Source organism: Pseudomonas reactans (assembly GCF_013385825.1).
GTDB classification, from domain to species: domain Bacteria; phylum Pseudomonadota; class Gammaproteobacteria; order Pseudomonadales; family Pseudomonadaceae; genus Aquipseudomonas; species Aquipseudomonas reactans.
On sequence record NZ_JACAPG010000001.1, the window covers coordinates 1 to 24450 of the forward strand.

Sequence of the window (24450 nt, forward strand, 5' to 3'; positions counted from 1 at the left end):
AGGTGCCGAGTGTTGGGGCGAGGACCTTTTGGTTACTTTTGGGTCCTTCCAAAAGTGACCCGCTGTAAGAGCGGAACCATAAGCAGCCGTTACCGCAGCAACGGATATGCCCCCCACCCCACCCCACCTGCTGCCCCCCAAACACCCACTGCTGCAAGACTGCTGCCACAGCAGCACCCCCCCGAAAAAACACACCCCAGCCCCCCCGAAACCATTACCCCCACCCCCCATGGCATGCCCGTTGCACACATCCCCACCATCAGGTCCAAGCACCCCGCACGACTCAAATCAGGAGCACCCATGAGCACTGAATTTTTCTGGCGCCTGCCACTGGGCACCGACGGCCCGCAACTCACCACCGACAAGCACAACCGCGGCAATCCCAATTATCGTCCCGGCCATATCGCCCCAGGCCGCCTGCCCAACGGCGAACCCGACGACTTCACCTACATCGACTACATCGCCCAAGTCGCCAAGGCCGCCGAACTCGCCGGCTTCGAAGGCGCCCTGTTGCCCACCGGCCCCGAGCCCTGGATCGCCGCCGCCGCACTGGCCCGTGAAACCCGGCGCATCAAGTTCCTGATCGCCTTCCAGGCCACCTGGACTCTGCCCGCCTACGCCGCCCAGCAGGCCGCGATCCTGCAGAACCTCAGTCGCGGCCGCCTGGAATGGAACATCATCACCGGCGGCAACCCCGCCAGCCAACGCGCCAACGGCGACTTCCTCGAACACGACCTGCGCTACAAGCGCACCGGCGAGTTCCTCGACATCATCCAGGGCCTCTGGGAAAACGAAAAATTTTCCTACGACGGCGATATCTACCAACTGGAAAACGGCGCCCTGCCGGCCGGCCTGCATAACGAGCGCAAGCCTGGGGTGTATTTCTCCGGGTTCTCCGACGCGGCACTGGATGTGGCCGCCAAACATGCCGACGTGTACCTCAACTGGGCCGAGCCGATCGACAAGCTCAAGCCACATATCGACCGGGTGCGTGAGTTGGCCGACAAACAGGGCCGTACCGTGCGTTTCGGTTTGCGAGTGGACCTGTTCGCCCGCGAGACCGAAGAGCTGGCCTGGAAAGACCTGCGCCGTCAGTTCGACAAGCTCGAAGGCAAGACCAGTGCGGTCGCCAAGGGTTTTACCAGCGGTTCGGATTCGGTGGGCGCCGCGCGGCAAACCGCCTACCACCAAAACGTCGATCGCTTTGAAGACCTGATCATCGGCCCCAACCTGTGGGCCGGTTTTGCCAAGGCCAAGCCGGGGCCGACCGTCGGCCTGGTGGGCAGCCACGAAAACATCGCCGAGCGCCTGGTGGAATACCGCGACGCCGGCTTCTCGACCTTTATCCTCGCCGGCAACCCGCACCTGGAAGAAGCCCTGCGCATCGGCCAGGAAGTCTTGCCCCTGGTGCACCAACGCCCGGCAATCCAACCCTTGAAAGCCAGCGCCTGACTGCTGGGGAGACTCCTTGATGACACAACCTCTCGACACCCTCTGGTACACCCGTTGTCCCGTCCCCACCGGCCTGGGCATTGCGGTGCAAAAAGGCTGGCTGCAAGACACGGTCGGTGCCCTCGGCACTGAGGTGCAGTCCTTGCGCGAATCGAATGACAAGGCAGTGCGCGAGTCGCACTTCGACCACACCCTGCAAAACTCTGTACGCCACGGCGGCAATATCCCGGCCATCTGGGCGCGTGCCCAAGGCCGCGAAACCCGCGTGATCGGCTTGTCCTGGGCGGATGAAGTGCAGCTGATCCTGACTCGCTCGGACAGCGGCATCAAGACCGTCAAGGACCTCAAGGGCCGCACCTTTGGCCTGCCCGACTGGGCCGGCGCGCAGATTGATTTCACCCGAGCCCAGGCCCTGCGCGGGCTGGAAAACGCGTTGTCGCTGGAAGGCCTCAAGGTCGGCGATGTGAAGCTCGTCAACTTCAGCTATGGCGGCACCTTCAGCGACAGTGCCGTGCAGAATGTGGCAGGCACGCCCGTGACGACTCAGGCCAGCCAGCGCAACCTGGAGCTGATCGGACTGCTGCGAGGCGAAGTCGATGCGATCTTCCTCAAGGGCGCCAGCGCCGCACAGCACGCCCATGATTTCGGCCTGCACACGGTGATCGACACCGGTTCCCATCCCGACCCACTGATCCGTAGCAACAACGGCACGCCGCGCACCCTGGCGGTGGACCTGAACCTGCTCGACCAGCATTTCGACGTGGCCACCGGCATTCTCGACTCGGTGCTGCGTGCCGAACAATGGGCTCACACTCATCCGGAAGACACCCGCCGTTACCTGGCCCGTGAAACCAACAGCAGCGAGTACTGGGTCACGGCCGCCTACGGCGACGACGCGCACCTGCGCCTGCGTACTGAACTGGATGAGCAAGCCATCGCCGCCCTGCAGGACTTCACCCGCTTCCTGCACCGCTGGCGCTTTATTGCGCAAAGCTTTGATGTGCGTGAATGGATCGATGCACGGCCGTTGAATGCGTTGCTCAATGGCAACACCGCGCTGGCAGGCTGAGCCGCCAGGCTTCATGGATTTGAACGAAGAATTTTATGAGCAAACCACTCGATACTCTCTGGTACACCCACAGCCCCGTCCCCACCGGGCTGGGCATTGCGGTGCAGTCCGGGCGACTGGCCGAAGCCTTCCTGCCCTACGGCACCAACATCCAATCGCTGCGTGAATCCACCGAGCGCGAAGTACGCGAAGCCCACTATGACCACCACCTGCAGAATTCGGTACGCCACGGCGGTAACATCCCGGCGATCTGGGCCTACGCCAGCGGCGTGGAAACCCGTGTGCTGGGCTTGTCGTGGAGTGATGAAGTGCAGTTGATTCTGACCACCGCCGAGAGCGGCGTGAAGAGCGTTCGCGACCTGAAAAACCGGCGCTTCGGCCTGCCAAAATGGGCCAACGTGCAGATCGATTTCACCCGCGCCCAGGCCCTGCGCGGCCTGGAAAACGCGCTCAAGCTCGAAGGCCTGAACGTGTCGGACGTGGAATTGGTGGACTACCCTTACGGCGGCACCTACAGCGATAACCAGACCTCGTATGTCTACGGCCCGGAAGTCAGCCTGGGCGTCAGCCGCTTCAGCCGCCGCAACAACGAACTGATCGGCCTGCTGCGCGGCGATATCGACGCGATCTTCCTCAAGGGCGCCCACGCCGTGCACCTGGCCAATGAGTTCGGGCTGCATGTAGTGGTCGACACGGGTTCCCATCCGGACCCGCTGATCCGCTCCAACAACGGCACGCCACGTACGCTCACGGTGGATACGCACCTGCTGACGGAGCATTTCGACGCCAGTGTGAAGATCGTCGACACCGTGCTGCGCACTGAGCAATGGGCCTGGGCCAACCCGGAGGAAACCCGGCGCTTTCTCGCCAAGGAACTCAATACCAGTGAGTACTGGGTCACGGCGGCGTATGGCGAGGATGCCCACCGGCGCTTGCGCACAACGCTCGACTCTCGCTCGATCGAGGCGCTGCAGGATTTCACCGATTTCCTGTTTCGCTGGAACTTCATTCCAAAGCGCTTTGATGTGCGCGACTGGATCGATTTCAGCGTGTTGGAAAAAGTCATCGGTTCCACCTCCCGCGTCGCCGTCTGATCCTGGCGGCACACATCACCCTTGTAGGCGCCCGGCTTGCCGGCGATGGCGATCTCGACGACGCCATCGCCCGCAAGCCGGGCGCCTACAATGTTGGCTAGGCAACACCTCCATTGCTGCTCCAGCAGCACCCTCCAAGCACTTTCTGCTGATTGTTCCACAGGCCTTTTCCAAGGCTCGCATTTGCCTGCAAAAACTCACCTTAAAATAATTTTTAATCGTTTATATTCAACAAGTTATATACATGTACCCACCCTGAAATCCTCTTGGCACGATCTCTGCTCTACCCCCTTCAATGACACATTTTCCGGGGGAGACTGCCATGCATAAAATCAATCCAATCACCAAGGGCCTGTGGCTCGCTTTGCTGGTTGCCGGTGGCGCCCATGCCGCCGAAGACGACACCAGCAAAACCGAGCCATCACTCAAGACCGTTACCGTCACCGCACAACATCGCGAGCAAACCCTGCAAGAGGTTCCGGTGGCGGTGTCGGCGGTCCAGGGCACCAACATCGTCGCCGACGGCGTACGCAACATGGGCGACATCACCACCTTCATTCCCAACGCGTCGGCCAAAAACCCGGACGGTGACGGCCGCCCGCGCTGGTACATCCGTGGCCTGGGCACCGGCGATACCGGGGCGGCCACCGTGTACCCGGTGGGCATCTATGCCGATGATGTGTACCTGAACGCACCGATTGCTGGCGGCAGTCCGCTGTGGGACCTGGAGCGTATAGAAATCCTGCGCGGGCCGCAGGGCACGCTGTATGGCAAGAACACCACGGCCGGCGCGGTGAATATCATTTCCAAGAAGCCGACCTTCGACACCGACGGTTTCGGCACGATCGGCTTTGGCAGCAAGAACGAACGCATCCTCAGCGGCGCGTTGGGCGGTGCGCTGGTCGATGAAAAACTCGCCGCGCGGCTCTCGCTGTACTCCGAAGAGCGCGACGGATTCCAGAAGAACCTGGTGGACGATCACACCTACGGCGACGTCAACAAAAAGGCCGTGCGCCTGCAATTCTTCGCCCAGCTCAACGACGACCTGGATGCGCTGTGGAAGATCCACAGCCGCGAATTCAAGGGCGACGGTGCCAACGGTGCGTTGACCCTGGGGCGTTATTACAACGTGGGCTACCAGCGCCCGCTGGGGCGCAATATCGCGCTGAACGTGAAGGACGATTCCAAGCTGGACCACGACGGCACGTCGCTGACGCTCAATTGGCACCTGGGCGACTACACGCTGACGTCGATCAGCGCCTATGACTACATTCGCGGCCAGTCCAGCAGCGATGGCGACTACACGCCCTATGAAGTCAACGGCACCTCCACCGCCGACAACAAATACACCCAGTACTCCCAGGAAATCCGCCTGGCCTCGCCCCAACAGGAAACCCTGCGTTGGCTGGCGGGTGCGCACTATTTCCATGAGGACCTGGACAGCACGGCCGGGCGCTTCATCCAGCCAGGCCCGACACCGAACGGCACCGGCTCGAACCAGATCAACGGCGCCACGGATTTGCGAGACCTGAGCTACGACCACAAGACCGACAGTTACGCGCTGTTTGGCAACCTGACCTACGACTTCACCGACAATTTCAGCGTCACCGGTGGCCTGCGCTGGACCCAGGAAAAGAAAGACATCGACCTCAGCCTCACCCAGCTCACCCGCGCCACTGCCAACGGCCCGCTGATTCCGCTGGCCGCCGCCGGCAGCAACGGCAATCGCCAGGAAAACAAGACCTGGGAAGCCTGGACCTACGACCTGACGCCGGAATACCGCATCAACGACAACGTGCGCGTGTTCTTCCGCTACGCCCACGGCTTCCGGTCCGGCGGGTTCAACACCGGCTTGTCCACTAGCCTCTCGCAACTGACCACGGTGGACCCGGAACAACTCGATGCCTATGAGTTCGGCGTCAAGTCAGAGTGGTTCAACCACCGCCTGACGGCTAACGCGAACATCTTCTATTACGACTACTCGGACATTCAGGTGAACCTGCTGACGGTCAACAACGGCGTGCTGACCACGGCGTTGACCAACGGCGCCAAGGGCAAGGTCAAAGGTGCTGAGCTGGAGCTGGAAGGTCAACCCACGGACTACCTGCACCTGCGCGCGGCCATCTCATTCCTCGACACCGAATACACCGACTTCAAGAACACCAACCCCACCACCGGTGCAGTTACCGGTGACTACAGCGGCAACAGCTTCGTGCGTTCGCCGCGCAACGTGGTGTCCCTGGGTGGCGACTACACCATCCCGTTGGAAATCGGCGGCAAGCTGGTGGCCGGTGCGGACGTTAGCTTTCGCGACAAGGAATACTTCCTTGCCGACCGCCAGAGCAGCGCCGACAAAGACCTCAGCCAGCCGCACTACACCTTGGCCAACAGTCGCCTGACCTGGTACAGCCCGGACGAAAAACTCAGCGTTACCGGTTTCGTCAATAACCTCACCGACCGCCGCTACCAAGTCCATGGCCGGCCGAACGGTGGCCTGGGCCAATACGTGATCACCTATGGCGACCCGCGCACCGTGGGCCTGAGCGTGACCAGCCGCTTCTAAACCCCAACCATCCCCCTTGTGGGAAACCGGACTGTCGTGGCGAGGGAGCTTGCTCCCGTTGGGGTGCGAAGCGCCCCTAAAAAGCCGACTCCAGCTGCGCTGTCGAACGGGAGCAAGCTCCCTCGCCACAAAAAATCCGGACACCTACAAGGTTTGTGATTGCCTGAAAGGATCTTTTCTATGTTCCAACGCACTCCGTTGGCCGGCGCCATTGCGCTGGTCATGGGCAGCCTTGCCGTGCCTGTCTTGGCGGCAGACGACAGCCAGCCCACGGCAAAAAACGATCACCTGGACACCGTGGTGGTACTCGGCACCCGCCGCAGCGACTTGACCGCCCTGCAAAGCGCGGCGCCGGTAGATGTACTGTCTGGCGAGCAATTGCAACAGACCGGGGCCACCGACCTGTCCGGCGCCCTCACCGCCCTGTCGCCCTCGTTCAATTTCCCGCAGTCGCCTCAGGGGGCATTCTCCGGATCCATCGCCCAGGGCGCCTCACTGCGCGGGCTGGCCTCGGACCAGGTGCTGGTGCTGGTCAACGGCAAACGCCGTCACAGCAGCGCCAACATCACCCGCCAGAGCCTGGTAAATGGCCGTGGCGCGGCGGCAGTGGATTTGAGCCTGATCCCGCTCAGTGCGATCCAGCGCGTGGAGATCCTGCGCGACGGCGCCGCCGCGCAGTACGGCTCCGACGCCATCGCGGGGGTGATCAACATTGTGCTCAAGGAAAACGACGACGGCGGCAACCTCGGTTACCGTTTCGGCGGCTATGACAAGGGGGACGGCATCCAGCGCAAACTCAGTGGCTGGAAAGGTTTCGCCCTGCCCAACGACGGTTTCCTCAACCTCAGTTTCGATGCCGGCAGCCAGGACCCGGCCAGCGACACCAACCCCGACAACCGGATCTTTTACCCCGGCGACACCAGCGTGAACACGCCGCGCGAGCAGAACAACCGCTACCGCACCTGGCGCTGGGGCTCGGGCAATGTCTCGGACCAATACAACGTCGTGGCCAACAGCGAAATCGGCATTGGCGAGGGGCTGACGGCCTACGGGTTTGCCACCTACGCCCACAAGAATACCGACGCCGAAGGCTTCTTCGACCCGCCCACGACCCTGCGCAACAACTACGGCAGCAATGCATTGGCGCGCTACCCGGACGGTCGCTTGCCGATCACCCGCTATGGGCTTGAAGACTACGCCGTGACCGGCGGTTTGCGTTTCGAGAATGATCAACTGGGCAAATTCGACCTGGCGTTGAACCATGGCAACAACACCCTCAAGTCCAACGACCGCAACGCGATCAACCCCAGCTACGGCGCCAGCAGCCCGTCGAGTATCTACACCGGCAAGCGCGAAAACGACCAGACCAACCTGACCCTGGACTGGGTGCGCGACTTCCCCACCGACCTGTTGTTCAAGCCGCTGACGCTTTCCGCCGGGCTGGCCTGGCGCAAGGAGAACTATCAGTTGAGCGCGGGTGAAGCCGCCGGCTGGCAGAACGGACCGCTGTTCAACACGGTCGACCCGATCACCGGGCGACGCGTTCCCGGTTATTACTCGGGCATCACCCAAGTGGATGCGGCGTCCTTGGACCGCAAAGTGCTGGGTGCGTATATCGACGTCGAAGGCCAGATCACCGAGAAGTTCCAGGCCGGGGTGGCGGTGCGCACTGAGCATTACTCGGACTTTGGCGACACCACCAACGGCAAGCTCTCGCTGCGCTATGACTTCACCCCGCAGATCGCCGCGCGGGCCACCGCCAGCACGGGCTATCGCGCGCCGTCACTGGTGCAGAGCGGCATGTCGTCGTTCAGTGTGCAGGTGGTGGAACAGCCGCCGGGCAGTGGCAATTACGTCGAAGTGCAACAGCGCACGTTGCGCGCCAACAGCCCGGAAGCCCAGGCACTCGGCGGCAAGGCGCTCAAGCCGGAAGAGTCGACCAACTACTCCCTCGGCCTGGTCTGGCGCCCCCTTGAAAACGCCTCGGTGACGGTGGACGCCTATCGCATCAACATCGACAACCGCATCACCCTCTCCGACCAGTTGCCCGCCAGCGTGGTCACGCCGATCTTCGCCGGCACGCCCTACGCCAATATCCAGAGCGCGGCGTTCTACACCAACGTCGCCGACACCCGCACCGATGGGATCGAGCTGACCGGCAACTACCAATGGGACTTGCAACGCTGGGGCCGCTTGAACCTAAGCAGCGGGTTTGCCAAGAACAATACGACCATCACCGGCCTGCGCGATGTGGGCAACATCAAGGGCTCGCAGATCGTCGGGCGCAATACCCAGGGCCTGATTGAAGACGGCACGCCGGACTCCAAGCTGACCCTGAGCGCCAATTGGCTGTATGACAGCTGGGGCGTCACAGTGGCCCAGCGACGCTATGGCGAATGGAAAAGCCTCAACGCCACCAACCCCAGCCTGGACCAGACCTACAGCCCGCAATGGGTGACCGACCTGGACGTGTCGTACACCTTCTACAAAGGCGTGAAAGTCTCAGTGGGCGCGATCAACCTGTTCGACACCCACCCGGACAAGGCCGATGGCGCGCAACTGTATGGCGTGCCGAAGTACTCGATCACCAGCCCGGAAGGTGCCCAAGGCGCGTTCTACTACACCAGTGTGAGCTACGATTTCTGAGGGGATTGCTGAACGGGTGCTGCTGTAGCAGCACCCATTCACCATTTCTGCGATTCGCCCCTGTAGGAGCCCGGCTTGCCGGCGATGGCGTCCTCTGTTTATGCACCCGTCTCAAGGGCCTCATCGCCGGCAAGCCGGGCTCCTACGGTTTGTGGCACATGTCTTGCGATAGCTGCCAGGTACTTAGCCCAATTAAGACCTGCCATGCGCCTCCTTCGACTGCTCTCCTGGCTTATCTCGCCCCTCGCCCTGCTCGCCACCTGGGCGCTGGTGGCCCATCTCGGCATCTTCCCGCGCAACCTGCTGGTGCCTCCGGCCCAGGTGTTGCAAACCTTTGAAGAGCTGCTCGCCAGTGGTGAACTACTCGAGCACCTGGGCAACAGCCTGTCGCGCCTCGGTCTCGGCTTTGGCATCGGCTCCCTGTGCGGCCTGGCCTTCGGCGTGCTGATGGCCACGTCGAAGAACGTAGAAGTGTACTGCGGGCCGCTGTTCCACACCTTGCGCCAGATCCCCAGCATCGCCTTGATCCCGATGTTCGTGCTGCTGTTCGGTATCGATGAAACCTTCAAGATCATCATTGTCGCCAAGACCGCCTTTTTCCCCGTGGCCCTGGCGGCCGGCGAAGGCGTGCGTGGCATTCCGCGCAGTTACTTCGAGGTGGCCGACGTGTACCGCCTACGGTGGCCGACCTTTGTGCGCCTGGTCGCCTTGCCTGCGGCGGCGCCGCCGATCATCACCGGCTTTCGCATCAGCCTGACCCGCGCCTGGGTGGTGCTGGTAGCCACCGAACTGCTCGCGGCCGACAGCGGCCTCGGCCAGATGATCGAAATGGCCCGGCAGATGCTGCGTATCGATGTGGTGATGGTCGGCGTGGTGGTCACGGGGGTGATCGGTTTTGCCCTTGACTACGGCTTGCGACGTATCGAACAACACCTCTTCCGTTGGCAGACCCGCTAGGAGCCCATCCATGTTGCCTCTCTTGAAAAAATCCCGGGGTCTGTTGCTGCCGCTGCTGTTAGTGCTCGCCTGGGAATACGCCTCACGCCAGGACGCCGCAGGCGCCTATGCGTTTGTGCCGTTGTCGGCGATTGGCACCGCGTTGCTGGAAATGCTCGGGAACGGCGAACTGCTGGTCAACCTGCTCGCCAGCCTGGCGCGCACCAGCAGCGGCCTGGTGCTGGGCATTCTGTTCGGCGTGACGCTGGGGGTGTTGATGGCGCTGTCCAGCGTGGTCAACCGCCTGATCGGCCCGCTGTTCCATTCGATCCGCCAGGTGCCGATGCTCGGCTGGATCCCACTCATCGCCATGTGGTTCGGCAATGGCGAGTTCTCCAAGGTGCTGATCGTCAGCCTCGCCGCGTTTTATCCGATGGTGCTCAACACCTACCAGGGCTTCAGCCATGTGGAGCGGCGTTACCGCGAAGTGGGCAAAGTGCTGGTGCTGACGCCCGTGCAGCAATTCACCCAGGTGCTGCTGCCAGCGGCGTTGCCGAGCATCGCCACGGGTGTGCTGCATGCCCTGGCGTTTGCCTGGGTCACAGCGATCGGCAGCGAGTTGTTCCTGTCCTCAGGGGCAGGCCTGGGCAACCTGATGATGAACGCCGAAGCCGGCTCGCGTATGGAAGTGATCGTGCTGAGCGTGCTGTGCATCGGCTTGCTCGGCTACCTGATGACCCTGTTGTTCACCCGTTTAAGCCGCCACCTGCTGCGCTGGCGCAACCTCCGTTGAAAGGCCCTGCTATGAATGCAATCGCTCACCCCGCTCATGTGCACACCGGCGCCCTGCAGATCCGGGGCCTGAACAAGGCTTACCAGATTGAAGGCCGCGACCTGCCCGTTCTGCAAAATATCCAGCTGGATGTGCGCCCTGGCGAATTCGTCAGCATTGTCGGCGCCAGCGGCTGTGGCAAATCCACCCTGCTACGGTTGATCGTCGGGCTCGAAGCCGAGTACGACGGTGACATCCTGCTGGACGGCCAACGCATTGCGGCTACCAGCCTGGAACGCGGCATCGTGTTCCAGGATCATCGTCTGTTCCCGTGGATGACAGTCAGCCAGAACATTGCCCTGGCCCTGAAAAACCACAAGCTGCCTCAGGCCGGGAAGGACCGCTTGGTGGCCGAACATATCGCACTGGTCAACCTCGCCGGCTTTGAAAATGCTTACCCCCACCAACTGTCCGGTGGCATGGCGCAACGCGCCGCCATTGCCCGGGCGCTGATCAACAAGCCCAAAGTGTTGCTGCTGGATGAGCCGCTGGGAGCCCTGGACGCCCTGACCCGCGTGCACCTGCAACGGGAACTGCAGCGCATCTGGGTGCAGCAGCGCTGCACGGTGATCATGGTCACCCACGACATCGAGGAGGCGCTGTACCTCGGTGACCGGGTGATTGTGATGGACGCCCACCCCGGGCGGATCAAGCATGAGATCCGGGTTGAGCTGCCTCACCCTCGGGACCGCGCCTCCCCGATACTGCAAGGCTACAAGGAGCAATTGCTGGAGGAACTGGTGGGTCACTGAACCCAGGCAGACCTTTACAACTTGTCTTGATATGGATATTTTATCCAGACACGATAACGAGGTCCGCCCATGCCATCGCCCACTTACCACGACGTCATCGACGCCGCCCAACGCCTGGAAGGCATTGCCCACACCACGCCGGTATTCACCTCGCGCACCCTCGACGCGCTGACCGGCGCCCAGGTGTTCTTCAAGTGTGAAAACCTGCAAAGGGCTGGCTCGTTCAAGTTTCGCGGCGCCTTCAATGCGTTGTCACGTTTCGATGATCAGCAGCGCAAGGCCGGTGTGGTGGCGTTTTCCTCCGGTAATCACGCCCAGGGCATAGCTCTGGCAGCGCAGTTGCTGGGCATACCGGCAACCATCGTGATGCCCACCGATGCGCCGGCCGCCAAGGTCGCGGCCACCCGCGAATATGGCGCCCGCGTGGTGCTGTATGACCGCTTCACCGAAGACCGCGAGCAGATCGGCCGTGACCTGGCGACTGAACACGGCCTGACCCTGATCCCGCCCTACGACCACCCGCACATCCTCGCCGGACAAGGTACAGCCGCCAAGGAGTTGCTGGAATCCACCGGCCCGCTGGATGCGTTGTTCGTCGGCCTTGGCGGCGGCGGAATGCTCTCGGGCACCGCACTGAGCACCCGCGCCCTGGCGCCTGACTGCCTGCTGTATGGCGTCGAGCCCGAAGCCGGTAATGACGGCCAGCGCTCGTTTCGCAGCGGCAGCATCATACATATCGACACACCGGCAACGATTGCCGATGGTGCGCAGACCCAGCACTTGGGCGACTACACCTTCCCGATCATCCGCGACCAGGTGAACGACATCCTCACCGTGACGGATGCCGAGCTGGTGGGGGCGATGAAGTTCTTCATGCAGCGCATGAAATTGGTGGTCGAACCTACCGGTTGCCTGGGGTTGGCGGCATTGCTCAACGAAGGTGGGCGGTTCAAGGGCCAGCGCGTGGGCATTATCGTCACCGGTGGCAACGTCGATATCCAGAAGTACGCCGCGCTGCTCAGCGAGGCGTCATGAAGATCATCCAGACGCCCAACGCAGCCAAACCCGCTGGCCATTACTCGCAAGCCATCCGCCACGGCGACACGCTGTACATCTCCGGGCAATTGCCGATCAGTGCGGATGGGCAGCACAACCTCTCGGCGTCGTTTGCCGAACAGGCGCAGATAACCCTGAACAATCTGCTGGAGATCTTGAAAGCGGCCGGCGCAGCGCCAGAGGATCTGGTCAAGGTCACGGTGTACGTGGCCGGCGTCGAACACTGGCCGGCGTTCGATAGCGTGTACGCCGCCGCGCTGGGCAACCACCGCCCTGCCCGCGCGGTGGTGCCGGTGCCCGAGTTGCATCACGGGTACCTCGTGGAGATTGAAGCCGTGGCGCGCTACTTGGCGTAGGTGTAGACCGCCGCGCGCGACACGCCCAGGTGAGACGCCACGGTTTCCATGGCCCTGCGAATATCCAGGCAGCCCGAGTCTTTGAGCTCCTGCATCAGCAAACGCCGGTCTGCCGTTTTCAGCGCACGCGGGGTGGTGGCCAGGCGGGCCGCGAACTGGTCGATACGCGCACGGATGACATCGGCGCCGGAAGGGTCCAGGGACTCGATGAGCTTGTCGCCGCTGACCGAACCGAATTGCTCCAGCATGCCTTGCAAACCACGGAACAATGAGAGATCGACATTCATGCACAAGGCCGCGACGTACTCGCCACCCGCGCCCTTGATGCCGATCGAGGTACTTTTGACCTGACGGCCGTCACTGAACTGGTTCTGGTAATTGGCGATGACTTGCGGGTAGTCCGGGTCGGCAATCCGCGCCAGGCCCAACTCGGTGGTCGGGTCTCCCGACGCGCGTCCGGACAGGTTGTTATGGATGGCCAGGATCGAGTGCTGCGGGTCGCGCAGGTCGTGCAGCACCACTTCGCAGAACGGGCTGAAGGTCTTGCTCAAGCCTTCGGCAATCTGTTCGAGCTGGCTGATCAGGTGAGTATCGTTGGGAGAGGTGTTTTTCATGCAAGACAACATATCCAGTCCTGGACAGGGCGTCAATTTCGGTGCTCTCCCGTTTTTATGCCCCCCTTCCTTACACCTGTCACTTGGTAATAGCCGGTGTCATAACGGGCTCATCCAATAGTATTCCGACTGCCTCGTTGTCTACATAGCTACGTGAATAGCCAAAAATCAGTTTCGCAGTTACAACTGCATCGCCCGGAACAACCTACGCGGTTTAAATTGTAAATGCCGATATATTATTAGCATCAATCCATACGACGTAATACAACGAAATACATGCGACTGGCCATTCTAAACATTAGTTACTATTCAAGATTAGTAATACTAAACAGCACGCACCCAGATGCCTCCCTCTCTAGCCCCACCAATCCATCTCACCATAAAACAACCCAATCAAACACAACCAGCAACAACCCAGCCATAGAAATCAATATTCTTTTTTGGCACCGTACATCCTACATGCATTTTACACCCGAACCACATCAGCACACTCCTTCGCCACACAACTCAAGGATAAAACATGACAAACACATCGAATGTATTAGCGAGCACTCCCTCCCCCCATCTCGCTTATCCTTCACGCGTTTCAGAGCATGAACCCGAGGCGGAAGATGATAAACAAAGCGATGCCAAAATGTCGCTTGACACTGCCCAGGCCGGCAGAATCATTTCTAGAGGTGGTGCTACTTGGCACGACAACAACAGAAGCGGAAAAACAACAATATATTACGAGTTCGATCTAAAAGACCCAGTCAACCAGGGTGACATTCACACAAATTTCACGAACAGTCAAAAAGAAGGGATCAGAAAGTCAATGCTCGGATGGTCAGATATTGCCAATATTTCTTACAAAGAAAACCCGCCGGAAGGTGAGTGGCTAGGTGATCAAAAATTTTTCAGAGACAACCCTGATGCCGAAGGCTTACTCGCCATACGTAAGACACCAGGTCAGGGCATAGGTGGAGCATCCGATATGGCTGGAGGAAATGTATGGCTCTCATTAAGCGACCCTAACTTCAGCTTCAGCCCAAAATCCATAGGTAACTCCCTCGCCACTCACGAACTAGGACACAATCTAGGCTTGGAACACCCAGGCCACTATAACGGAACAGGAGCCACTTACGAGAAGGACGCTATCTATGCCGAAGACACTAAAGGTCACTCCGTCATGAGTTATTTTAACGATACAAAAAACGGTCCAAAACGCCATGGCGCGCCTTCATGGACACCAATGATAGACGATATAAGTGCTGTGCAGAGACTTTACGGCGCGAACTACAACACTCGGAATACCGACACAACTTACGGTTTCAACTCGAATACAGGCCGAGAGAGTCTAACATTCGAATCTGCTGATGATCGCCCTGTGCTCTGCATCTGGGACGGCGGCGGAAACGACACCTTGGACTGCTCGGGATACAAGGAGGATCAGTATATCAATCTAAATGAACAAACTTTTTCCAATGTGGGCGGGCTGAAAGGCAATGTGTCCATTGCCAAAGGTGTCACGTTGGAAAATGCCGTTGGCGGACACGGCGATGACCATCTTATCGGAAATGATACCGATAACCGGCTCACCGGTGGTGTCGGCTCGGATAGGCTGTCAGGCGGGAAAGGCAAAGATACGTTTGTCTACAATGCTGCATCAGACTCTACCCCAGAAAAACCGGACCTGATCACCGACTTCATCAGTGGTAACGACAGCATCGACGTGTCCACACTGCTGAAGAAAAACGACTTGCACGATCTGCATTTTGTCACTCGGTTTTCGGGAAAGGCCGGAGAAGCCGTGCTCGGATTCAACGAGAAATCCAATGAGGGCACGTTGATGATAGACCTGAAAGGGTCAGGTCAAGCTGGTTTCCTAGTCAAATTCCATGGGCAAATCTACCCTTCGGACGTGTTACGCGCCCCCGCTATGCACAAAGCGGTGGATATATCCCCCGCGCGCATCAACCCCGACGGAGGGCGGACTGATGGTTATGTGCCGCCTGCGCCTGCCGTCGTCCCCCCCGTAGTCAGAGTCATCACAGGCACCCAAGAGAACGATGAGCTATGCGGTGATCATGGAGACAATCAAATAACCGGCGGGAGCGGTGCCGATATCCTATTGGGGGGAGGGGGCAAGGACACATTTGTATATGAAGATGCCAATGACTCCACCGTTAAACGCCCGGATCAAATAGTGGATTTCAAGACAGGCGTCGATGCGATTGATGTATCCAGGGCGCTTAAAAAAGCCGGCCTTGATCAATTGAACTTCGTTAGTCAATTCACCGGCCGCCCAGGCGATACCATCATCAGCCACAATCCAACCAGCAACGAAAGCAGTATTGGCATTGACATGACCGGCAACAAGAAAGCGGATCTATTCATCTACGCCAATGGCCAAATAAAATCCAGCGACGTATTAACCAATACTCACTAAAAAATTATTAACCCTTCATAATCCTCTTCGAAAGCATCTGACATATGACAAATCCAATCAGCACTCGCTCGTCTGCACCTCAAACAGGTCCACTACCGGACATCCATACACGACCGATAGCACCGCCCGTTTACCAGAAACCCTCGCTCAACACAGACCAGGCCGCAAAACTCCTTATCGGGGGAAAAATTCAGGACCGTCATCTCGACGGTACGACCAATATTCTTTATGAATTCTTTTCAACGTCAAAATCAGAAAGTATGCACTGGCACACACCTGGAGACTTTAACGCCAATCAAAAACAACAAACCCGTCATGCATTGCAAGCGTGGGCAGACTTGGCAAATATTACATTTAAAGAGCTTCCGGAACCTACACCCTATGAGCAGACTCAAGAATTAATGGGCAAGCACCACCCTAACGATCACAGAATAGTTTTTGCTAATTCCCCCTCTAACAAAATCGATGGCCATCATAGTTCGGCCGGCGCAGCACGCCACTCATCCAATGCCATGCTTGGCATGTCTACGACAGACGCCGATTTTGAGCATAACAATTTTAAACGCGGCGTACTCACACGCGTAATTGGAAACGCCATTGGTTTACAAAGCACACTTCAAGTCAGCACAAAAAAATACACTGACATTAATGGAACATTAAAAGGTGATTCAGCGTTTCACACCAAGGACAATCTCGACTACACCATAATGAGCCCTCACGCTGGTAAAAACTCCCACATCACCATGCAAGAGCGGACTTCGGACCTCAATACGAACTATCTCGTACCATGTGAGGAGAACCGTCCTTCCGCCCCCATGATGCATGACATTGCCGCCGTACAAAAAATGTATGGAGCCAATATGAGCACTCGAAATTCAGATACAACATACGGCTTCAACTCCAATAGCGGACGCGACTTCCTCAGCCTCAACACGGCAACAGACAAAGCACTCTTCTGCATCTGGGACGGTGGAGGCAATGACACACTGGACTTTTCCGGTTTCTCCCAGAACCAGAAAATCAATCTGTATGAACGCTCGTTTTCCGACGTCGGGGGAATGAAAGGTAATGTCTCTATCGCAAAGGGTGTGATCTTAGAGAACGCGGTGGGGGGTGCCGGCGACGATTTATTGATTGGCAACCACGCAGACAATCGACTCAAGGGTGGCGCGGGTGCGGATAGGCTAGAAGGTGGTAACGGCGCGGATACATTTATCTACGATAACGCTGGCGACTCTACGCCCGAACATCCCGATCTTATCACCGACTTCACCAGTGGAAGCGACAAGATTGACCTGTCCGGCGCCCTGAGAAACAGCAATGCTACGGATTTGAGCTTTGTCGCGAGCTATACCGGTAAGCCAGGAGATGCAGTGCTGAGCTACAATCCTGAAAGCGGTCGTGGCAGCTTGGCTGTGGACTTGACGGGAAACGGCCAACCCGATCTTTTAATCAATACCGTGGGCCAGATACGGCCGGGCGATGTGCTGACTTCATCACTGCCTAAATCACCAATGGCTGAAACCCTCACGGCTAAACCCTCAAAGAATCAGACCACGCAGCGCGCTGCTCAAACCATGAGAAGCACCGATAGCGAGGTGAACAAGAATGTGGCTCATTTTTCCCTTACGAACACCACCGTCACCCCAAGTGTTTACTCGCAGGTGCCTGATGTCACCGTCCCCACGACGATCGTTTCGGTGAGCAATGGCAACTGGAACCATTACGCCCTCATGCCAAAACAACCGAAGGACAACGACATTGTCGTCCTAAACTCAACGGCCACTTTCGCTACAAAAGTGATTCTTCCCAGCCCCTTCGGCAAGACGCACGATGAGTACATCGAAATCAAGCCCAATGAAAAACACACCTTCAAATACTCAGCGGAAAGCAAAACCTGGAGTACTCAAACGGCTGGGGATAAATCGCATTGGGCTGGCTCAAAAGTTTTGCTTGGCACAGGCGATCCCAAGGTCTCCTTCGATTGGCATAATTGGAGGCCAGAGGCCAGGTTGCCTGCCGACGGAATAGACGGTGACATCCTCCATTTGAAGTCTGATGCAACACACCCCATCGATATCAAGTCGCCCAACGTGAATGATCCAACGGTGTGGCAATTAACCAAGGGCGACGCTCTTGACTTCCAGTACAGCGCCCAGAGCGGTGAATGGAAACTGCTGCGCAACCCCCGCCAGTTTTATAGCCCCCAAGCATTGGCAAACCGTGCAATCCCCGCCCCGAGCACCTTGCGAACCTACGTCGAAGTAGCGAATGGCGATTGGCAGGAATCGATCAGCTTACCCGCTAAGAACGTGCCAGAGGGCCACCAAGTGATCGTAAAAACAACCGCTGATCAGAGCTTCCAGATCAAAACAGGTCAGGCTAACTACACCCTACAATCGGGAGAGACCGTATCATTCAGGGCCGATAAAAACGGCCAATATGTAAGGGAGTCGGAATCTTCGAATTTTTATGAAAATGTTTACAGGCGAGGTCGCCTAAACTACTTCAAGAACAACGGGACGTGGCCAAAATGGTAGCTGTAATGCGGTTATTTCCCCTTGAGCATCCCGCGCTTGGCAGGTCTGACGAGTAGCGTCATGTGCCATGCGCCGGTGGTGCGCCCTCGGCCACGGGGGCTCACCACAACGGACACGCTACCTTCAGTAGAGGAGTGCATCCTCCAGGATCAAATCCGCGCCCTTCTCTGCCACCATCAGCACCGCCGCATGGGTATTGCCCGAGGTCACGTTGGGGAAGATCGACGCATCGACAATGCGCAGCCCTTCCAGCCCATGCACCTTCAAGCGCTTGTCCACCACCGACACCTGCGGGTCCGAGCCCATGGCGCAGGAACCGCACAGGTGGTAGATCGAGCCGCTGTTCTCGCGGAAGTATTGCAGCATCTGCTCATCGGTCTGCACCGCCGCGCCGGGTAGCACCTCGGCCACGGTGATGCCCTTGAGCGCCGGCGCCTGCATGATATTGCGCATCAGCCGGCTGCCCTGGATGACCTCGTCAATATCCTTCTGGGTGCTCAGGTAATTAGGGTCGATCAACGCCGCATCCCGCGGGTTTTTCGAGGCAATGCGGATGGTGCCACGGCTGGTTGGCCGGCACGGGTTGAAGCACAGCAGGAAGCCGGAATACGGCTCGGGCTTGAGGCTAGCCTTGTTGTTTTTCGGGATCTGGTACGACAGCGGGTTGAAGTACAGCTGCAGGTTCGGGTCCTTCTGTTCGTCATTGCCGCGAAAGAAACCCCCGGCCTGGTTGACGCTCATCGCCAGCGCGCCCTTGCGGGTCAGAAGGTATTTCAAACCCAGCTTGAGCTGGCCGACCAGCGAACTGAGTTCGTCGTTCAGCGTCGGGATATTGGCCTTGTAGTAGTAGCTGGCGCACAGGTGGTCCTGCAGGTTTTCACCCACCGCCGGCAGGTGCTTGACCAGCGGGATATTGTGCTCGGCCAGCAGATGCTGGTCGGCCACGCCGGACAGTTGCAGGATCTTCGGCGTGTCCACCGCGCCGGCACACAGGATCACTTCCTTGCGCGCCGTGAAGGTGCGCGTCACGCCGTGTTGAGTGACGGCAATGCCGGTGGCGCGTTGCTGATCGTCGAACAGCACCCGGTCTACCAACGCATGCAACTCCACCGTCAGATTGGAACGACCCAACGCCGGGTGCAAATGCGCAAAGCTGCTGGAGCAACGTTCACCATTGCGCGTATTGACGTCATACAAACCGGCGCCTTCGAAGTTGGGGCCGTTGAAGTCGTCGCTATGGGCATAGCCCAATTGTTCACAGCCCTCGAGGAACACGTCGCAGATCGGGTGGGTCTGGCCCTTCATCGGCGTGATGCTGATGGGGCCGCTGCCGCCGTGGTACTCGGTGTCGCCCAGCGGGTGGTTTTCCAGTTTGCGGAAGTACGGCAGCACGTCCGCAAAACCCCAGCCGTCGTTGCCATTGGCGGCCCAGTCATTGAAGTCGTGGGCCTGGCCGCGCACGTAGATCATGGCGTTGATCGAGCCCGAGCCGCCCTGCACTTTGCCACGCGGCGCGTAGATTTCACGCCCGGCCAGTTGCTTTTGCGGCTGGCTGTAGTACATCCAGTTGAAGGTCGGGTTGTAATACATCTTGGCGAAACCGACCGGGATCTTGAACCACCAGGAACTGTCCTTGCCGCCGGCTTCCAGCAGCAACACCGAGTATCCGCCCGAGGCGGACAACCGGTTGGCGAGGATGCAGCCTGCGGCGCCAGCGCCGGCGATGATGTAGTCATATGTCATTCACGGTTACCGCATAGTCGTTTTTTTAGCCCTTGGCGGGCGAAGTGTCTTTTACGTCAGCCGGGGTCGGCGCCATTTGCAGGTGCAGGCGCTCACCGGTATAGGGCGTGTGCTTGCGCACCACGTCCATGTTCAGTTCAACCCCCAGGCCCGGTTCGGTGGACGGGATGATGTAGCCGTCCTCCCATTGCAGTGGCTTGGTCAGCACTTCGGCATGGAAACCGCCCCAGGTCATGATGCTTTCCTGGATCAGGAAGTTCGGCGTGCACGTGGCCAGCTGAAAGCTCGCCGCTGCGCCAATCGGCCCGTTGTACAAATGCGGGGCGATTTGCGCGTAGTAGGCTTCGGCCATGCTCGCGATTTTCTTCGCCTCCAGCAGCCCGCCACAGCGCGCCACGTTCATTTGCAGGATCGAAGCACCACCGGCCTGCAGCAGCTTGAAGAACTCATACTTGGTGGTCAGGCGCTCGCCGGTCGCAATCGGGATGCTGGTCTTGGCCGCGACCTGGGCCATGGCGTCTTCCTGGCCAGGCGGCACCGGCTCTTCGAACCACAGCGGGTCGTATTTCTCCAGGCGCTTGGCCAGGCGGATCGCCGACGACGGCACCATCTGTCCGTGGGTACCGAACAGCAGGTCGCACTTGTCGCCCACCGCTTCGCGGATCTTGCGGCAGAAGGTTTCGCAGCGTTCCAGCACCTCAAGGGAGATCTGGTGGCCCGAGTACGCGGTGTACGGGCCGGCCGGGTCGAACTTCACGGCGGTGAAGCCCTTGTTCATGTTCTCGATGGCGCATTCGGCCGCCAGGTCCGGGTCGTCGTAGTCGTACTCGCTCTGGCTATTGACCGGGTACAGGTAGGTGTAGGAACGCAGGCGCTCGTTGACCTTACCGCCGAGCAACTCGTAGACCGGCTTGTTGGCGGCCTTGCCGATGATGTCCCAGCAGGCCATCTCCAGGCCGCTGACCACGCCCATCATGGTCAGGTCGGGACGCTGGGTAAAACCGCTCGAATAGGCTTGGCGGAAGAAACGCTCGATGTGATGCGGGTCGTGGTTGAGCAGGTAGCGCTCAAACACGTCCTCGATGATCGGCAGCATGGCCTTGGGGCCGAAGGTGGCGGCGTAGATCTCGCCAACGCCTTCGATGCCGCAGTCGGTCTTGAGCTTGACGAACAGCCAGTACATGCCACCGATGTGCGGCGGTGGAACGGCAACAATATGGGTTTCAAGGGCGACGATTTTCATCTCAGGCACCTGTCTGGTTGAATTTTTTTCGGTTGATTCGGGCGCGCAGGATCAAGGCCGCAAGGGTGCCGAGCACGCCGATGAAGGCGATGTAGCCGAAATACAGGTTGTAACCGGCCTTGCCTGGGTAGGTGTCGGTCAGGTAGCCGTTGATCAGCGGGATAAAGGTGTCCGGCAGGTAACCCACCACCGAGACAATGCCGATGGCCAGGCCGGTGATGCGCAGCGGAATGTCGCAGCTGTCGAGGATCGCCCAGTACAGGCCACGGATCGCGTAGGTCATCAAACCAATAAAGATCACCGTACCGATCAACAAGCCGAGGCTGTTGAACGCCGGGAACACGATCAGCCCGACCATCGCCAGGGTCACCAGCGCCAGTGCGACGATCAGCACCGAAATGTTGGAGAACTTGTCCCCCAGCCAGCCGCCGCCGATGCCACCGATGGGACGCATCCACAGCTTGATGGTAGTGATGGTGCCGGCCATCACGGCGGTCATGCCGCTGCCTTGCAGGTAGTCGGAGAAGCTGTAGGTTGCCCAGAACATGTGGTAACCGCAGAACACGATGGCGGTCACCAGCCACAGCTCGGGAATTTTTACCAGGGTGGTCAGGTCGGCGATCAGGTTGAACTTGCCCTTCTCCACCGCCGCAGTCTCGGCCATGGACTTGGGGTCCTTGAGCAGCACCAGCACACAGCCGATGGCGATGCACACGAAGGAATACAGGTAGACCACGTGCTTGAAGCCCTCGGCCGCCGTCTCGCTGCGGGTTTCGGTGGCATAGGCGAACAGGCCCAGCGCCACGGTGGCCAATAGCGCCTCGACCAGCCCGCGACCGCCATCGAGGATGCCAAAGAAACGGCCTTGTTCGGTGTGGTGCGCGATCATCTTCACGCGCTTGAGCACCGAGGCCCAGAACGTCAGGCCGGTGGTCAGGCCCCAGCAACCGAAGATAATCATCAGGCCGGTCATCGACGGAACCGTCGAATACCACAGGCCCAACCCACCGGTGGCAACCAGCGAGAAGAAGATCAGGAAGCGTGGCGGCAAGCGGTCGGCCAACCAGCCGCTGGGCAAGTAACTGAGCAGGAAGATCGTGCCGAGCATGGAATACAGATAGCCCAGCTCGCTGTGGTTGATGTGGAACACTTCCAGCATGGTGGTCTGGTAGACCTGGCGCAGGTAGAGGATCGGGTAGATCGCCCCGGCGGCCAGTACCAGCAACATCAATTGGAAATAGCGACTGGCAGTGTCATTTGCCGCAGGCACGGCAACGGGAACCTGGGCAACGGGTGCAGGCTTGGACATCATTCGGACCTCAGGCACCCGATGCACGGGTGCCCCGATAATTGTTTTTATTAAGGGTGTCGCGGGTATTCGTGGATCAGTACTTCATGACCACCAAGCGGGTCTGGGTAAATTCAAGCATCCCGTGCTTACCGTCATCACCGCCCAGCCCTGAGCGTTTCCAGCCGGCGTGGAAGCCCTGGTACGGGTCCGCCGGGGTGCGATTGACGTACAACTCGCCGGCTTCGATGGCATTCGCCACTTTCATAGCCGTGCGGTAGTTCTCGGTGTAGAGCACCGACGACAGGCCGAACTGGTGGTCGTTGGCCATGGCCAGTGCTTCGTCGATGTCGCGGTACTTGAGTACCGGCAACACCGGGCCGAAGATTTCTTCCTGGATGATTTCCATGTCCTGGCGGCAACCGCTGAGCAGGGTCGGCGGGTAGAAATGCCCAGGACCTTCGGGCAGCACGCCGCCCACTTCCAGTACAGCACCGGCAGCGACGGCGCGCTCGACCATGGCGTGGATATTCTTTTGCGAGCTGGCGTTGACCAATGGCCCCATCAGGTTGGCGTCTTTGGCCCGGTCACCGAAATCCACCGCGCCGATCTTTGTTTTCAGCAGCGCGAGGAACTGATCGTAGACACGCTCATGGACGTAAACACGTTCCACCGCCGTGCACAGTTGGCCGCAATGGGTAGTCTTGGACGCAACGATGGCGCTGGCGGCCTGTTCCAGATTGGCGTCGGCCTCGATGATCGCCGGGGTCTTGCCGCCTAACTCAAGCGACGGCTTGGCGATATTGGCCTTGCAGTAATCCAGCACGATGCGCCCGGCATTCACGCTGCCGGTGAGGGTAATCAGCCCGACGGCCTTGTGGGTGCAGACGCTGGCGGCGGTGGCGTGGTCCATGGTCAGGATGTTGATCACGCCAGGCGCAATCCCGGCTTTCACGACGGCCCTGGCGATTTCAAATGCCGACAGCGGCGTGTTGTTGCTCGGCCGCACCACCACCGTATTGCCCGCGATCAGCGCCGGGGCGATCTTGCGCAACAGGGTGTAGACCGGGTAGTTGAACGGGATCAGGCAGGCTACGACGCCAATCGGCTCGCGCTGCAGGAACAGGTTTTCGTCCGGGGTATCGCTGGGGATGATTTCGCCCTCGATCCGGCGAGCCCATTCGGCGTGGTAGCGGGTGATCTGCGCGGCGTAGCGGGCTTCATTGCTGGCGTCGCTCAGGCTTTTGCCGGATTCGTTGGCCAGCGCCGTGCCGATCGCTTCGGCTTGGGCGTCCAGAGCGTCGGCAAAGGTCCGCAGATGTTCTGCGCGCTCGATACTGGTGAGTTTGCCCCAGGTCTTTTGGGCGATGGCAGCGGCGTCGACGGCGGCGATGGCTTCGTCTGCCGTAGCGGCGCTGACGTGGCCGACGAGGGTTTCGGTGGCAGGGTTGTAGACGGCGATCAGGGCGTCGCTGGCGGGATCGACGAATTGGCCGTTGTAGAAATTGCGCTCGAGTTGCATGTGGTTTGCCCAACGTTGTTGTTTTGCGAGTGACATGCAGTTTTGTATTTGCTTGGGGGGTGTGCAAACGACTTATTGGGTGGGGTAACTTGAGTTAAATGCAGGTTAGGGGTGTTTGGGAGGGTGTGTATATCCGTTATTTGGGTAACGGCGGCTTAGGGTTCCGCCCTTACGGCGGGTCACTTTCGAAAAGCGCGAAAGTAACCAAAGCGCTCTTGCCCCAACACTCGGCACCTCGCCTAGGCTCGGTGTGCCCGTAATCCGACAGTGATTTGGGGGGCCGCCGCCACGCGCCATCCATGGCGCGGGGCGGCTA

At 59.4% G+C, this 24450-nt stretch carries 17 protein-coding genes; 12 read left to right on the forward strand and 5 right to left on the reverse strand.

Going from position 1 to position 24450, the window contains the following annotated elements; all coding sequences use genetic code 11:
* Positions 1-300: 300 nt before the first annotated feature.
* From HX868_RS00005 to HX868_RS00050, 10 genes are all read left to right on the forward strand, one after another.
* The gene (locus tag HX868_RS00005) at positions 301-1452 is read left to right on the forward strand and encodes an LLM class flavin-dependent oxidoreductase (RefSeq protein WP_028615988.1); all 1152 of its coding nucleotides are present in this window, start codon (positions 301-303) and stop codon (positions 1450-1452) included.
* Between the two features lie 19 nt (positions 1453-1471).
* Entirely contained in the window at positions 1472-2521 is a 1050-nt protein-coding gene (locus HX868_RS00010; RefSeq protein ID WP_177001480.1) for an ABC transporter substrate-binding protein, read from the forward strand.
* Positions 2522-2556: 35 nt separating this feature from the next.
* Positions 2557-3615, forward strand: a complete 1059-nt coding sequence (locus tag HX868_RS00015; protein WP_177001481.1) for an ABC transporter substrate-binding protein — start codon at positions 2557-2559, stop codon at positions 3613-3615.
* Between the two features lie 322 nt (positions 3616-3937).
* Positions 3938-6178 (forward strand): TonB-dependent receptor, encoded by a 2241-nt coding sequence (locus HX868_RS00020; protein WP_177001482.1) that lies wholly within the window; start codon positions 3938-3940, stop codon positions 6176-6178.
* A gap of 180 nt (positions 6179-6358) precedes the next feature.
* Positions 6359-8824 (forward strand): TonB-dependent receptor plug domain-containing protein, encoded by a 2466-nt coding sequence (locus HX868_RS00025; RefSeq protein WP_177001483.1) that lies wholly within the window; start codon positions 6359-6361, stop codon positions 8822-8824.
* 204 nt (positions 8825-9028) lie between these two features.
* Positions 9029-9781, forward strand: coding sequence for an ABC transporter permease (locus tag HX868_RS00030; protein ID WP_095016010.1), 753 nt, complete (start codon positions 9029-9031; stop codon positions 9779-9781).
* A 10-nt stretch (positions 9782-9791) separates the two neighbouring features.
* On the forward strand, positions 9792-10553 hold the full coding sequence (locus HX868_RS00035) for an ABC transporter permease (RefSeq protein WP_177001484.1): 762 nt from the start codon (positions 9792-9794) through the stop codon (positions 10551-10553).
* An 11-nt stretch (positions 10554-10564) separates the two neighbouring features.
* A complete protein-coding gene (locus tag HX868_RS00040) occupies positions 10565-11344 on the forward strand; it encodes an ABC transporter ATP-binding protein (RefSeq protein WP_177001485.1) in 780 nt (259 codons plus the stop codon).
* A 69-nt stretch (positions 11345-11413) separates the two neighbouring features.
* Positions 11414-12379 carry a threo-3-hydroxy-L-aspartate ammonia-lyase gene (locus HX868_RS00045; RefSeq protein ID WP_177001486.1) on the forward strand — a complete coding sequence of 322 codons (966 nt, stop codon included), beginning with the start codon at positions 11414-11416 and terminating at the stop codon, positions 12377-12379.
* The gene (locus HX868_RS00050; RefSeq protein ID WP_177001487.1) at positions 12376-12756 is read left to right on the forward strand and encodes a RidA family protein; all 381 of its coding nucleotides are present in this window, start codon (positions 12376-12378) and stop codon (positions 12754-12756) included. Before HX868_RS00045 ends, HX868_RS00050 begins: the two co-directional genes overlap by 4 nt.
* Here HX868_RS00050 and HX868_RS00055 read toward each other — a convergent pair.
* Positions 12744-13370 (reverse strand): helix-turn-helix transcriptional regulator, encoded by a 627-nt coding sequence (locus tag HX868_RS00055; protein WP_177001488.1) that lies wholly within the window; start codon positions 13368-13370, stop codon positions 12744-12746. The two genes, HX868_RS00050 and HX868_RS00055, sit on opposite strands and share 13 nt — an antisense overlap.
* A 520-nt stretch (positions 13371-13890) precedes the next feature.
* Between HX868_RS00055 and HX868_RS00060 the strand changes: the two genes are divergently transcribed.
* Together HX868_RS00060 and HX868_RS00065 are read left to right on the forward strand one after the other, a co-directional pair.
* Positions 13891-15798 carry a M10 family metallopeptidase C-terminal domain-containing protein gene (locus tag HX868_RS00060; RefSeq protein WP_177001489.1) on the forward strand — a complete coding sequence of 636 codons (1908 nt, stop codon included), beginning with the start codon at positions 13891-13893 and terminating at the stop codon, positions 15796-15798.
* A 44-nt stretch (positions 15799-15842) separates the two neighbouring features.
* The gene (locus tag HX868_RS00065) at positions 15843-18338 is read left to right on the forward strand and encodes a M10 family metallopeptidase C-terminal domain-containing protein (RefSeq protein WP_246355462.1); all 2496 of its coding nucleotides are present in this window, start codon (positions 15843-15845) and stop codon (positions 18336-18338) included.
* 123 nt (positions 18339-18461) lie between these two features.
* On the opposite strand, the gene HX868_RS00070 is transcribed toward HX868_RS00065, so the two are convergent.
* The 4 genes from HX868_RS00070 to aldA form a co-directional block, all read right to left on the reverse strand.
* Positions 18462-20081 (reverse strand): GMC family oxidoreductase, encoded by a 1620-nt coding sequence (locus HX868_RS00070; RefSeq protein ID WP_177001490.1) that lies wholly within the window; start codon positions 20079-20081, stop codon positions 18462-18464.
* Between the two features lie 25 nt (positions 20082-20106).
* Entirely contained in the window at positions 20107-21324 is a 1218-nt protein-coding gene (locus tag HX868_RS00075) for a mandelate racemase/muconate lactonizing enzyme family protein (protein ID WP_177001491.1), read from the reverse strand.
* A 1-nt stretch (position 21325) separates the two neighbouring features.
* Positions 21326-22633 carry an MFS transporter gene (locus HX868_RS00080; RefSeq protein WP_177001492.1) on the reverse strand — a complete coding sequence of 436 codons (1308 nt, stop codon included), beginning with the start codon at positions 22631-22633 and terminating at the stop codon, positions 21326-21328.
* A gap of 76 nt (positions 22634-22709) precedes the next feature.
* Positions 22710-24134 carry an aldehyde dehydrogenase gene (gene aldA, locus HX868_RS00085; protein WP_177001493.1) on the reverse strand — a complete coding sequence of 475 codons (1425 nt, stop codon included), beginning with the start codon at positions 24132-24134 and terminating at the stop codon, positions 22710-22712.
* Positions 24135-24450: the final 316 nt, after the last annotated feature.

Coding starts and splice junctions, on each gene's coding strand:
- HX868_RS00005 (WP_028615988.1), top strand. CDS start 301: ATGAGCACTGAATTTTTCTGGCGCCTGCCACTGGGCACCGACGGCCCG.
- HX868_RS00010 (WP_177001480.1), top strand. CDS start 1,472: ATGACACAACCTCTCGACACCCTCTGGTACACCCGTTGTCCCGTCCCC.
- HX868_RS00015 (WP_177001481.1), top strand. CDS start 2,557: ATGAGCAAACCACTCGATACTCTCTGGTACACCCACAGCCCCGTCCCC.
- HX868_RS00020 (WP_177001482.1), top strand. CDS start 3,938: ATGCATAAAATCAATCCAATCACCAAGGGCCTGTGGCTCGCTTTGCTG.
- HX868_RS00025 (WP_177001483.1), top strand. CDS start 6,359: ATGTTCCAACGCACTCCGTTGGCCGGCGCCATTGCGCTGGTCATGGGC.
- HX868_RS00030 (WP_095016010.1), top strand. CDS start 9,029: ATGCGCCTCCTTCGACTGCTCTCCTGGCTTATCTCGCCCCTCGCCCTG.
- HX868_RS00035 (WP_177001484.1), top strand. CDS start 9,792: ATGTTGCCTCTCTTGAAAAAATCCCGGGGTCTGTTGCTGCCGCTGCTG.
- HX868_RS00040 (WP_177001485.1), top strand. CDS start 10,565: ATGAATGCAATCGCTCACCCCGCTCATGTGCACACCGGCGCCCTGCAG.
- HX868_RS00045 (WP_177001486.1), top strand. CDS start 11,414: ATGCCATCGCCCACTTACCACGACGTCATCGACGCCGCCCAACGCCTG.
- HX868_RS00050 (WP_177001487.1), top strand. CDS start 12,376: ATGAAGATCATCCAGACGCCCAACGCAGCCAAACCCGCTGGCCATTAC.
- HX868_RS00055 (WP_177001488.1), bottom strand. CDS start 13,370: ATGAAAAACACCTCTCCCAACGATACTCACCTGATCAGCCAGCTCGAA.
- HX868_RS00060 (WP_177001489.1), top strand. CDS start 13,891: ATGACAAACACATCGAATGTATTAGCGAGCACTCCCTCCCCCCATCTC.
- HX868_RS00065 (WP_246355462.1), top strand. CDS start 15,843: ATGACAAATCCAATCAGCACTCGCTCGTCTGCACCTCAAACAGGTCCA.
- HX868_RS00070 (WP_177001490.1), bottom strand. CDS start 20,081: ATGACATATGACTACATCATCGCCGGCGCTGGCGCCGCAGGCTGCATC.
- HX868_RS00075 (WP_177001491.1), bottom strand. CDS start 21,324: ATGAAAATCGTCGCCCTTGAAACCCATATTGTTGCCGTTCCACCGCCG.
- HX868_RS00080 (WP_177001492.1), bottom strand. CDS start 22,633: ATGTCCAAGCCTGCACCCGTTGCCCAGGTTCCCGTTGCCGTGCCTGCG.
- aldA (WP_177001493.1), bottom strand. CDS start 24,134: ATGCAACTCGAGCGCAATTTCTACAACGGCCAATTCGTCGATCCCGCC.